This is a genomic window from Desulfosarcina variabilis str. Montpellier, from assembly GCF_048565275.1.
Classification (GTDB): Bacteria; Desulfobacterota; Desulfobacteria; order Desulfobacterales; family Desulfosarcinaceae; genus Desulfosarcina; species Desulfosarcina variabilis.
The window spans coordinates 1106478-1118915 of sequence record NZ_CP159846.1 but is presented as its reverse complement, the minus strand read 5'-3'; the positions used below and the strand labels follow the sequence as shown (position 1 = coordinate 1118915).

8 protein-coding genes are annotated in these 12438 nt (G+C 54.0%); 4 read left to right on the top strand and 4 right to left on the bottom strand.

All coding sequences use genetic code 11. The features are described from left to right. Window positions 1-53 precede the first annotated feature (53 nt). From Dvar_RS04920 to bamA, 3 genes are all read left to right on the top strand, one after another. Window positions 54-602 (top strand): ferritin, encoded by a 549-nt coding sequence (locus Dvar_RS04920; protein WP_419660591.1) that lies wholly within the window; start codon window positions 54-56, stop codon window positions 600-602. 75 nt (window positions 603-677) lie between these two features. After that, on the top strand, window positions 678-4901 hold the full coding sequence (locus Dvar_RS04915; protein ID WP_419660590.1) for a translocation/assembly module TamB domain-containing protein: 4224 nt from the start codon (window positions 678-680) through the stop codon (window positions 4899-4901). A gap of 8 nt (window positions 4902-4909) precedes the next feature. Beyond that, a complete protein-coding gene (gene bamA, locus Dvar_RS04910; RefSeq protein ID WP_419660589.1) occupies window positions 4910-7726 on the top strand; it encodes an outer membrane protein assembly factor BamA in 2817 nt (938 codons plus the stop codon). 200 nt (window positions 7727-7926) lie between these two features. On the opposite strand, the gene Dvar_RS04905 is transcribed toward bamA, so the two are convergent. From Dvar_RS04905 to Dvar_RS04890, 4 genes are all read right to left on the bottom strand, one after another. After that, window positions 7927-8058 (bottom strand): hypothetical protein, encoded by a 132-nt coding sequence (locus Dvar_RS04905; RefSeq protein ID WP_419660588.1) that lies wholly within the window; start codon window positions 8056-8058, stop codon window positions 7927-7929. A 43-nt stretch (window positions 8059-8101) separates the two neighbouring features. Next, entirely contained in the window at window positions 8102-8332 is a 231-nt protein-coding gene (locus Dvar_RS04900) for a thioredoxin family protein (protein WP_419660587.1), read from the bottom strand. Window positions 8333-8349: 17 nt separating this feature from the next. Next, window positions 8350-9729 (bottom strand): permease, encoded by a 1380-nt coding sequence (locus Dvar_RS04895; RefSeq protein ID WP_419660586.1) that lies wholly within the window; start codon window positions 9727-9729, stop codon window positions 8350-8352. A gap of 95 nt (window positions 9730-9824) precedes the next feature. Continuing rightward, window positions 9825-10175, bottom strand: coding sequence for an ArsR/SmtB family transcription factor (locus Dvar_RS04890; RefSeq protein WP_419660585.1), 351 nt, complete (start codon window positions 10173-10175; stop codon window positions 9825-9827). A 450-nt stretch (window positions 10176-10625) separates the two neighbouring features. Here Dvar_RS04890 and Dvar_RS04885 point away from each other — a divergent pair, with 450 nt between their 5' ends. Continuing rightward, window positions 10626-12329: an AMP-binding protein gene (locus tag Dvar_RS04885; RefSeq protein WP_419660584.1), complete on the top strand. Its 1704-nt coding sequence runs from the start codon at window positions 10626-10628 to the stop codon at window positions 12327-12329. The last annotated feature ends 109 nt before the right edge of the window (window positions 12330-12438 follow it).

Sequence of the window (12438 nt, the reverse complement as noted above, 5' to 3'; positions counted from 1 at the left end):
TGGCAACACGTGAAAAAAAAGAAAATGCAGAATACACCGGAAAGGAGATCTCAATGATCAGCGAAAAAATGTCTCAGGCATTAAATGAACAAGTCAATCGGGAAATGTACTCGGCGTATCTGTACATGTCCATGTCGGCCCACTGTAACCAGGTGGGGCTCAAGGGGTTCGCCAATTGGTTCATGGTTCAGTATCATGAGGAAATGCTGCATGCCATGAAAATCTACGAATATATTCAGCGCCAAGGCAACGAAGTCAAGCTGGCCGCCATCAAAGCACCACCAACAAGCTTTGAATCCCCACTGGACATGTTCAACCAGACGTTGGAACACGAACAGTTCATCACCCGCTCCATCAACGATCTGATGGAACTGGCCATTGCCGAAAAGGATCATGCGTCGCAGATTTTCCTCGAATGGTATGTGACCGAGCAGGTTGAAGAAGAGGAAAACGACAATGATATCATTGCCCAGCTCAAATGGATCAAGGACAATCCTCAAGGGTTGATGATGCTGGACAGGGAGTTGGCCGCGCGCATGACCACGGTGCCTACGGATTTCAGCAAAGGCGTCGAATCGGCCGCCACAGCCGCAGGGGCTTGAACTATTTATTAAACCGTTGTACTTATACCGCCTTTGGCGATTGTTCTTTCCATCCAGAGGCGGTATTTTTGTGCCATGAAATCAAAGCACCCCCCCATGTTGATACTTGCCGCAATCGTCGTCGCCGGGCTTACGATTGTTTGTTGCGGTATGTTGATCTGGATTCAATCCAGCCCCGGTATTACATGGCTGCAATCACGGATCAACGCGGCCATTCCCGGTTCTGTGGCCATTGACGGCTGTCGTTTATCAATCCTCCGGCCACGCCTTGAACTTAATGGCGTTATCCTCTACGACCTATCGGGAACACCGGTAGCGGGCTTTGACAACCTTTTGGTAACGCTTCGCTGGTTGCCGCTACTGCAGCGAGAAATCCATTTAGAAGACGTTCGCCTAAAAACGCCTTGGGCGGACCTGCTTTTGGATAAGACATCAGGGCTGAACCTGGTGAGCGCGGTTGTTGCGCCTGGAAAGGAGGAGCCCGACTCATCTCCCCCAACGGATCTTGACGACTTGCCGGTTAATTTCGTTTGCCGGTCATTCCAACTCATCGGTGGACGGCTGTCCTTCAAGCTGCCGGATGACAATATGCAGGCCCATGCCGATGGGATCACCCTTTCCGCCAATGGAGATCTCAAGGCGAAACAGGCCGGTCTGGATCTTGATGTATCCCGTGCCCGCTACCAGGATAAGACAATCCAGCCACCAGGGGCCCAGATCACCTTGAAGGCCCGCCTGAACGGGGATAAGCTGCATCTGCCAACAGCCACCATCACGGCCGGCGAGATAACCGCAAAGCTTAACGGATACCTTGACGCACTCACCCGTAAACCGGTGGTGGATGCCAGTCTGAGCATTGCAAGCCCATTGGCTGAGCTGAAAGACGCGCTTAATATCGCCGGTGATTATCGCGGTATGGCCAACGCCGATCTTCGCCTTGAGGGCGCCATTGCCAATCCGCTGGCCCGGATCGGGCTGACGATCGATGACGGCTGGTTTGCCGGGCAGCCGCTGGATCAATTTCGCCTGTCCGTCGGTCTTGAAGATCGCCTGGTTACGATCAACGACAGCGCCCTGAGGCTGGCCGACGGCACGATCAACCTTGACGGAACAGCGGATTTGCGCACGGCCTTTCCGTCAGGCTTTCTCGAGCCACCGGCCGACATGGATGCCGTCACGTATACGCTCAACCTGGTTCCGGACATTCCCCAGTTATCCCCCTGGTTGAAATCATGGATGTCAATGACCGGAAAACTCAACGGCGGCATTCACTTGAAAGGCACAGGCATCAGCCCGTCAGCCATGTCGGCCCGGCTGACCCTGGATGCAAAAGGACGCCATCTGCTGGCCCCGGGCATGGACCGGCCGGTGGATACGGATCTGAAGGTATCGGGAACAATGGACCAGGGCAAAATTTTCATCGATCAACTGAATGCCGACACCGATGGTCTCAAATTGTCCGGTACGGGTCGCATGGATGTGAACGAGCGCACACTGGCCGGGGATCTTGCGTTGAACGCCCCGGATCTTTCCCATGCCCTGGCCGTGGTGGGTGTCCCATGGGCGAGCGGTGCCTGCACGGCAAGAATTCAGGCAGACGGCAGCCTCGATCAGCCGCAATTGTCTTTGAGCCTGTCAACCCGCAACTTGGGTGTTGAAACCTACCGCCTGGGCAATCTTCTCATCGATCTGAATATGGATCAGGACGGTATTATCGACCTATCCACACTGACGCTGGAAAACAGAAAATCCCGCATTCAAGGCAGCGGCCGGCTGCGCTTACGGGACAATCAAATCGATCCGGATTACGACAACGCCGCCGCCGTTGACATCACCTCCTTTTCGGTCGCTGATTTCATGGATTCGCCACCTGTTCATGGCACACTGGATGGGCGGCTGACGGTAAGCGGTCCTTTGAAGGCACTGCAAGGCGCACTGACCCTTAAAGCAACATCCCTGACCAGTAAGGCCGCCACCATCGGCCACGTGGATGCCCGCCTGCGTTGGGACAACGGCACGGTTACCATGGATCAGCTGGATCTGACCAATCATGCCTCCGTCCTCACCGCCCGCGGCCAGCTCCAATTGTTGGTCCCTGGATCCATGACACCCGTGCAGGATCCGTCGTTTTCCTTCGATGCCAGCGCCGACCATTTAAATCCAGGGGATTTTATTGATCAGGCCAACGGTGATTTCACCCTGCAGGCGGCCCTGACCGGCCAGATCAATGATCCCCAAGGAACCATTGCCATCAATGGTGAAGATATTGATATTGCCGGTCAGCCGGTGTCATTGTTTACCTTGGACAGTCGGTTGTACCAGCGCAAATTATGGATCGACCGGCTGGTGGCAGGGGTTGCACCCAAAGAGAAAATCACCACCAGCGGTTGGGTGGGACTGGATCGGACCATGGCGATCCAACTCAAGTCAGATGGAATCTCCCTTTCCAATATTCAGCATTTGAAGGACCGCGTGCCAGGCAACGGCAAGCTGCAAGGGGTCACTACGGCCGAGGGGAATATACAAAACCCCGACATTGAAGGCCATCTGACCCTATCTGAGGTGACCATCAATGACGAAGCCTTGGACGACATGCACCTTTCCTATAGCCTGCATGACATGCAAGCCAAGGCCAAGGGCGACCTCAATGCCATCTTGGATGCAACCTGCGATTTGCGGCAGGGTGATTTCCATATCGATCTGGATTTTGACAATACCGAAACGGCAACGTATTTCAAAGCGGCCGGCATACCTGATATCCATGGCAAACTGTCCGGTCAGGTAAAGGCCGCCGGCAACATCCAGGATGCACGCAATGCCAAGGCAACGGTGGACGTCGACTCGCTGCATCTGCTCTCGCGAAACATTTCCCTGGTAAAAACAAATCAGATTCACATGCACTTCGATGGCGGGAAACTATCCATCCCCGAATTTGAAATGGCTATTTTAAGCACAGGAAAACTGAATATACAGGGAGATGCCCAGCTTGACGGCCAGCTAAATATGGCCGTCAACGGGCGTCTGCCCCTGGCCGCTGCCGGTGCCTTCAATCCGGAGCTAAGTGATGCCGCCGGCATCGTGGCCCTGGATGGGCGTTTTTCCGGCAGCACGGATTTTCCGCTGTTCGATGCCCGTGTCGATCTGGAAAGCATTGCCATGGTGGTGCCTGGCATCACTCAAAAACTTCATGATCTCAATGGCCAGATTATGCTGACCGACAGTACCATCCGAGTCAAAGATGTGAAGGGATTTTTGGACACCGGATCTTTCACCCTGGATGGAACGGTCAATCATCAACATTTCGTCCCCAAGGACGTCAACCTGGCAATGGGCGCCAAAGCGCTTCCGTTAGAGATTCCCGACACCCTTTCGCTGCTGCTCAACACCGACATCGGTATTACGGGACGTGACGGAATTGCCGAAGCCAAAGGAGAACTTGTTGTCCTTGAGGGCCTTTATTACAAAGATGTCAAAATCAACCTGTTGAAACTGGCTACGGCGGCCACTGAACGTCAGCGCCAGGTCACCCCCACCACCGAACCGCTGACAATCCCGTACTTCGATACGGTCAACCTGGACATCGCCATCCGCCACCGTCAGGCCTTTGAAGTGGAAAACAACCTGGCTGAGCTTGAAATCAGCCCGGATTTGCAAGTTGGCGGCACGCTGGCTCGGCCCATCGTCAGTGGCCGGGCCCAGGTCAAAGAAGGTACTGTCACCTTCCAGAAAAAAACGTTTGAGGTCACCAAAGGCGTCATTGATTTTGTCAATCCATACAAAACCGAAGCCGAGATCGATATTGTCAGCGAGACCCAGATCCGAAGCTGGACAATCACCCTGACCATCAAAGGCAAGCCGGACAACCTGGATCTCAAGCTCTCATCGAATCCGTCCGAGACCGATTCGGACATTCTGTCACTGGTCCTCTTTGGAAAAACCGGCCGTGAACTGACTGCCGGGGAAGGTGGATCAAAACTCAGCACCGGTCAGATCATGGCGGAATTGATCGCCGACACATTTGGCGATGATATAAAAAAAAGCACCGGAATCGATATCTTGCAGGTGGAGGAAAACGGCAACAGCGATGACGATGAGGAAGCCAGTAGCGTGACGGTTACCGTGGGCAAGCATTTATCTGATCGCATGACCGTTAAATATGCCGTGGAATCCAAAGATGGTGAAATCATCCAACGGGCCATATCGGAATACAAATTGCTTGACAATATTTTGGTCAGCGGATTTCAGGACAGCAAAGGCATTTACGGCTCGGAGTTTGTATTCCGCATTGAATTCAGGTAAGACCACGCATGCATCAGGCTGAAAAGGTAAATCGGATCGTTTTTTGGGTGATCACCCTGGCAATTCTCCTGGCTCCCGCCATTGGTCTGTCGGCAGCCCAAAAGGTGGCGCCGGCAACCAATGCCGCCATGCCGGACAGCACCGATCAAAAAATCAGTGATATTCAGGTAAAGATTAACGCGCCGTCCAACCGCCAAGCGTTTTATGAGGATCTGGCCCGTCGCTTGATTGTTCTGCAGCCCGGAGATACCATCACTCCAGACGCCATCGACGCATCCCTTGATGCCATCCGGCTCAGCCATCGGTTTTCCGCCATCCATGTGGATTCACAGACCACATCCCAGGGCGAACGGCTGGTGTACACCTTAACGCCCTATAAATACATCAAGGATATCCGAATTCAGGGCAACTACCCCCTTTTCGAATCCGATATTCTTAACCAGATGACCCTTTATCCGGGCGATCCATACACGGAGAAAGATCTTTCCGAACAAACCAAAGCCATCGTCAAACGCTATAAAAGAGAAGGCTATATCGCCCCTTATGTATCGATTCAGACCCAGCCCCGGGAAAAGGACGAAAACACGGTTCTTGTTGTCGACATCCAAAAAGGGGCCCACTATCGATTGGGCACCCTGACCTTCGATGGCCGCCAAGGCATTTCAGCGACCATGCTCAAACTACACATGCGTATTTGGCGCGCCTCGCTGTTGCCCGGCGGTCGATTCAGCAAGTACCGCTTGGACAAAGACACAGATAACCTATTGAAATATTACCGTGAAAAAGGATTTTTCGATGCCGAGTTAACCGCCCAGAAATCGCTTGCCAACGACGGCCGGCATGTGGATGTAATTGTAAAAATAAAAGAAGGTCCCCGTTACACGGTGAGTTTTCTTGGTAACAAGCGTTTCTGGGACCTGACCCTAAAAAAGGATTTGGTCCTTTATTCAAACGGCAACCGCAGACAATTAGGGATCAGAAAGAGTGTAAAAAATATCAAACAACGCTATCGTGAAGCCGGATTTCTCGAGCCCCATATCAAGGTGGAGAAAAACCAGGTACCCGATACACAGTTGGAAACGTACGAATTACAGTTTGTCATCCAGGAGGGGGCGGAGACAAAGGTCGAAACCGTTGACATCGCCGGCAACCAGCGCATTGAAGAAGAAAAAATAAAAAAACAATTACTGACCCGCCCCCCCAACCTGTTTCACGATGGCGCCTATGTGCCCGAAACCCTGGAAGAAGATGTTTACGCGGTGACCACCTTGTATATGCAGCAAGGCTTCCAGGAGCGAGATGTGAATTCAACGGTCAATCTTAGCCAGGATAAAACTCAGGCCAACGTGACCCTGAACATTGAGGAGGGACCTCAGACCCTGGTCGGTTCCATCGTCATCACGGGGCTCACCGCGGATTCGTCGGCGAAAATCAAACCCGCTCTGGCCCACCAAACCGGTCAGCCGTTTCGTCAGTCCGCGCTGGATGCAGACAAGGAAACCATTTCCAGCCTGGTCTCTGAAGAAGGGTATCCCCATGTGGCGGTGGAAGCCAGCGCCGCCGTCAACACCGGCCGCACCCAGGCAGACATCGAATATCACGTCGACCCAGGGCCCCGGGTCACCCTGGGTGATATATTCATATCCGGCAACCTGCGGACGGCCGAGCATGTGATCCGCCGTGAGTTGGAGGTTCAACCCGGCACACCGCTTTCACTGCGATCCCTGCACGACGGCCAGCGCAACCTCAGGGATCTGGCTATTTTCCATGATGTCAGCTATCGTACAATCGGATTGAAGGAGAAGGCCGAAACGGTCTACCAGTTTGTGGATATCGAGGAAGCCAAACCTTACTATACCCAGATAGGTCTTGGTTATGAGTCGGACAGCGGTTTTTATGGCCGCGCGAAAATCGGCGATCATAACCTCTTTGGCCTGAACAAGGATCTTTGGGCCGGTGGTGAAATCAGCGAAACCGGATTTCGCCTGGAAACCCGCTTGACCGAACCGCGGTTTATAGGGACCCACATCACGGCCAGCATCGGCGCCTTTCACGAGGAGTTGACCGAGTTTAACCAGCCGTTCGGAACCCGTACCACCGGCGGCACGCTTTCATTTGGCAAAGAATGGGGCGATCATTGGACCACGGCGCTGAGTTTCCGTCTGGAAAAAAGGGATCAGTTCAGTGTCGACGGCCAGTCCACGGACGAAACCGAAGAAGACACCCGTACGATTGTTGTAACCACCCCTTACATACGCTACGACAGCCGCGATTCGTTCGTAAGGCCGACACGGGGGGTTTTGTCGTCTTTGAGCATAGACATCTCCAAGGGAATCCAAAGGCAAGTGGACAATTTCGTACGCTACCAACTTGATACCCGTTACTATCTGACGCCCATTGAACGCATTACTTTCGCCAGCCTGGCACGGTTCGGCCAGGTCATTTCCTATGGCGGAACCAACGAGGTGCCCGACGACCAGCTCTTTTATCTGGGCGGTATCCAAGATGTGCGCGGGTACAAGGAAAATCTGCTGTGCTACGATGCCAATGGGGATCCCGTCGGTGGTAAGCGGGCCGTGGTTGGCAGTTTAGAAGCGCGTATCGATCTGGGAATGAATTTCGAACTGACGACCTTTTTTGACATGGGCAGCGTTCAAAACACCCCATCGGAAGACGGATCAAATGGATTCCGATCTTCCGTCGGAATGGGCCTGCGTTACATCACTCCCATTGGTCCCATGGGGCTGCTGTACGGCCACAAGCTAGACCGCGAAGAGAATGAATCGGCCGGCCGGTTTCATCTTTCCATTGGATACAGTTTCTAAAATACTATAATTATTTATCCATACAACACTTGAAACCCCATTTGGGGTCCATCTATCCAAAAAAGGACTTTAGCTTACCGACCTCGTCGCCGATATAGTCAGCACTGAGGGGCGTTGTACCCCACAGTACTGAACAGTTCCATCTGCCCTGCTCTGGATCTCCTACTGGGGCATGACCTTTCCCCTGGGCCATGCCCATTTTATTTCTGGCAGTCACAACTGATGATATTCTGGTAGGTTTTTTCGTCAATGCTCCGTTTCTGGGCATAAAGGGCATCCATTTCATCGAGCATTTCGGCAAATTCAGGGAAAAATTCGGCTAACATCCGCATGGTGGTATCTCCTTTTCGGCTATCGATCCTTTTGTGCAGCTCGCTATTTGATCCACCCGAGGACATCAGCCTTCTTGGGAATTTTACCCACGCACTTGACATCGCCATCCACGACCACGGCCGGTGTGCCGAACACCCCGTATCCGGCGATTTCCATGACATCGGTCACCTTTTCAACATTTGCCACCACACCGCTTTCGGCAACCGCATCCCTGACGATTTTTTCCGTCTTCTCACATTTAGCACATCCGGGTCCCAATACTTTGATATCCATTTCTTACTCCTTGTTTTCTATCTCGTTACCAAACCACCAAAAATAAGACCACTGATAGTGGCCATGACAACCACCAAGGCCACAAAGGCCACAGTCTTCTTGGTTCCCAACACGCTACGGATGACCAGCATGTTGGGCAGGCTGAGCGCCGGACCGGCCAGCAGAAGGGCCAAAGCCGGTCCCTTGCCCATGCCCGCACCGATAAGCCCTTGCAAAATGGGCACTTCGGTAAGCGTGGCAAAATACATGAACGCGCCCACCACCGAGGCAAACAGATTCGCCCACAGGCTGTTACCCCCCACCAGAGAACTGATCAACGCTGAAGGGATCAGGCCTTCGGCACCGGGGCGGCCCAGCAAAAGGCCGGCGACCAGCACACCGGCCAAAAGCAGGGGCATGATCTGCTTGGCAAAGTCCCAGGATGCCGTAAACCAGGATTCAGTTTCACCCCGGGTGGTAGTCAGCAGAGTCGTAAAAGCGATCAGTCCCACGGAAAAGGCGATCAACGGATATTGCGGCACCATCAGCGCCGGCACCAGCACCACCACACCGGCCAGAACCAGTTTGTAAAGCTTCACGTGCATCCAGCGGACCATCAGAATACCCAGCAGGAGCGCAAAGCCACCGGCCAGCAGCCACTTGACGGCAAACACGGCCGACCAGAAACTGCCTGCCTGTGCCGGCCGCCCCCAAGTGGCGGACACCAGCACCCCCACCATGGCGGCAAACAAAAGGGTGGTCTGCCACAAGGGGCGCTCCACCTCGGGCGTGGGCATGTACATGGCGGACGCAGCATTGGCCTCTTCTTCGCGCCTGAACATCAGGTGCATGAACAACCCGATGATCACGCTGAAAAAAATCGCACCCACGGCCCGTGCCGCACCAATGTCCGGGCCTAAAATGCGGGCGGTAAGGATGATGGCCAGCACATTGATGGCCGGCCCCGAGTAAAGAAAAGCGATGGCCGGCCCCAGGCCCGCCCCCCGTTTCCAGATGCCGGCAAAAAGCGGCAATACCGTGCAGGAGCAGACCGCCAGCACAGATCCGGAGACGCTGGCTACCCCGTAGGAAAGTATCTTGCTGGCGCCGGCGCCCAGATATTTCATCACCGATCCCTGGGAGACAAAAACGCCCACCCCGCCGGCAATAAAAAAAGCCGGCACCAGACATAACAGCACATGCTCCTTTGCATACCACTTGGCCAGGGCCAGGGACTCGATCACCGCCCCGGTAAAACGGCCACTGTCCACCGGCAGAAAAAAGAACAGCAGAAAACCACCCACGATCCAGGCCAGGGGTTTCCACATGTCCCGCCAGTCGATGAGGCTGGGCTCCTCAGATTCGATGGTGTCATTCACCGTTTGACCGGATGGGGTCATGGAAATCGTTTCACTCATGTTCATTTACTCCCCATTTTATGTTCCCCATTATGCATGGGCGGGACATAAATTTTATATATCGTGATTTACTCATATATAAAGGATAAAAAAATTTAGTTCTTATTCAGAATCTCGAAACGATCGATGGTGTCGATCCCTTCCATAAGCTCGGAAATCTCGGCCTCATCATTGAGCCAGTGGCGCAGATTCCCCAATACCGATGCCGCATAGGCACTCTGACGGCCATCGGCCAACGTATAATTGACCCACAATCCGTCCTTATGAGATGCCGTCAGACCAGCATCTTCAAGTATTTTCAAATGCTTGCTGGTAGTGGACTGGGCACTGCCCAAAGCGGTCTGCAGCTCGCAAACACACATGGAACGACGCTCCAATATTTTCAGTATTTTCACCCGGGTGGGGTCGGAAAGCGCCTTCATGACACGGATAAATTCTTTCATCATCTTCTCCATATCGTTTTTTCGGAATATATCGGCTCAATCAGGAGTTGTCAACACGAAATTCTAAACACCCCAGGGCAATCGCAAGTAAAATCAAAAATAGGCCGCTGCTGAACAAGCACTATTTCCGAAAGTGGAAAAATGCCAAATGCCAACGCCCAAATGTCAAATGAAGGATGAAATCGACTTTAAAATAGATAGAATACCACTTTACAAGGTGCCGGTTTTTTTTACAACGCAACGGGGCCGACTTGATTTTTTACCTTCCTAACCCATTGAATTATAATTATATTTTGATTCCACTGAAAAGACTTTGACATGGCATATGGATTGCCTGAAAAATATGTGTCACACTACGGTTGATGGGCAGTGCCGATCCAGAATCAGGAGAACGGGTCATTTCTGGATGGGCAATGGGCAGGCACCCCAACCTGAAGGATGGAAATCCGAACCATGGAGAAACAGGCGGACCGACATCAGGAAAAAAAACAAAGCCACCTTTTGCCCTCGCCCCTGTTGCAGGCAGCGGCCGTCGGCGCTCCCTGGCAAAGCATCCGCACAGAACTGGCGCAAAAGGCATCCGGACCCGGCCTGAACATGGCCGATGCCGCCGTAACCCGCCACGCCTGTGGCCCGAATCAGGATCACGTGGCCCTGCGCTGGCTTTCCAGCACATCCCAAACGCGGCAGTGGACCTTTGCCGAACTCGAGCGGGACAGCAATCGGGTTGCCAATGCCCTCAAAGGCCTGGGGCTGGTTCCAGGGCAGGTGGTCGCCACCTTGTGCAATCGGGTGCCGGAGTTGTATCTGACCGCCCTGGGCGCCTTAAAAGCCAAAACCGTATTCTGTGCCTTGTACGCATCCTATGGGCCTGAACCGATCCTGCACCGCCTGTCTGCCAGTCGGGCTAGCGTGCTGGTGACCACACAGCGTCAGTATGCCAAAATTCATGACCTGCGACCACGGCTGACGGACCTGGCCCACATCCTGCTCATCGACGGCCCTGATGATGAAAAGCAAAATGTAAAAAACCTGCAAGGTCTCATGGATCAATCTTGCGATACATTCACGATGCCGCCGACCGACCCGGAAACACCGGCCCTGATCCATTTTACCAGTGGTACCACGGGAATGCCCAAGGGTGTCGTACATGTCCATGCCGCGGCCCTGCACCATCTGGCCACCGCCCGTCAGGTGCTTGATCTGATGCCTCCAGCCATCTATTGGTGCACGGCCGATCCGGGCTGGGTAACCGGTGTGGTGTATGGTTTTCTGGCCCCGCTGATGGCCGGGGTCACCACCATCCTCGACGAGGCCGACTTTGACGCCAGTCGCTGGCTGCAAATCCTCTCCAAAGAGCGCATAAACATATGGTACACGTCACCGTCGGCCCTGCGGCGCCTGATGACCCTGCCGCTGTCCGCCTGCCAGGAATACGACCTGAGCGCCCTGCGCCTGATCTTCAGCGTGGGCGAGCCTCTGCACGCTGCAGCGGTAAAATGGGGCCAGGACGCATTGGGGATTCCGATTCGGGACACCTGGTGGCAGACTGAAACCGGTGGGATCATGATTGCCAACCATCCCCAAGATCCCCCCCAACCGGGTGCCATGGGAAAATGTGTCGACGGCATCCAGACTGCGGTGCTGCATCGCCCCCCGTCCACCGGCAAGGCAACACGCTGCGCGCCTGGAGAAATCGGTGAACTGGCCTTTCGTGCCGGCTGGCCAAGCATGTTTCGGCACCTGATCGGGAATACCGACCGCTACCAGAAGCGGTTCAGAGACGACTGGTATCTGACCGGCGATCTGGTCCGCTGCGATGCCGACGCCATCTTCTGGTTTGTGGGACGGGTTGACGACATGATCAAAACAGCCGGCCATCTGGTCAGCCCCTTTGAAGTGGAAAGCGTTCTGCTGGATTATCCGGATGTCTATGAGGCCGGTGTAGTCGGCGTGCCCGACGATACCCTCGGCCAACAGGTCAGGGCAACCATCCGCCTGCATCCGGGCGTCAGTCCGGATCGGGGTCTGTGTAGACGAATCATGGCCTTTGCACGGCAACGGTTGGGGCCGGCCCTGGCACCACGGGAAATCGTCTTTACCAACAGCATGCCTAAAAATCAGGCCGGGAAAATTATCCGCCGGAAACTTCGTTGAGCAGGCTGAACAGGCTCTTAGCGCGCTTTCGTTTCATGCAAGGACTGCAACATCATCTTTACACCCTGGCGGATTTTTTTACAGTGGGGCGATCGGCCCTTGGCCATTC

Excerpts from the sequence above, each read along its gene's own strand:
- Dvar_RS04900 (WP_419660587.1), bottom strand. The coding sequence starts at position 8,332 with ATGGATATCAAAGTATTGGGACCCGGATGTGCTAAATGTGAGAAGACG.
- Dvar_RS04905 (WP_419660588.1), bottom strand. The coding sequence starts at position 8,058 with ATGCGGATGTTAGCCGAATTTTTCCCTGAATTTGCCGAAATGCTCGAT.
- Dvar_RS04915 (WP_419660590.1), top strand. The coding sequence starts at position 678 with ATGAAATCAAAGCACCCCCCCATGTTGATACTTGCCGCAATCGTCGTC.
- Dvar_RS04895 (WP_419660586.1), bottom strand. The coding sequence starts at position 9,729 with ATGAGTGAAACGATTTCCATGACCCCATCCGGTCAAACGGTGAATGAC.
- Dvar_RS04890 (WP_419660585.1), bottom strand. The coding sequence starts at position 10,175 with ATGATGAAAGAATTTATCCGTGTCATGAAGGCGCTTTCCGACCCCACC.
- bamA (WP_419660589.1), top strand. The coding sequence starts at position 4,910 with ATGCATCAGGCTGAAAAGGTAAATCGGATCGTTTTTTGGGTGATCACC.
- Dvar_RS04920 (WP_419660591.1), top strand. The coding sequence starts at position 54 with ATGATCAGCGAAAAAATGTCTCAGGCATTAAATGAACAAGTCAATCGG.
- Dvar_RS04885 (WP_419660584.1), top strand. The coding sequence starts at position 10,626 with ATGGAGAAACAGGCGGACCGACATCAGGAAAAAAAACAAAGCCACCTT.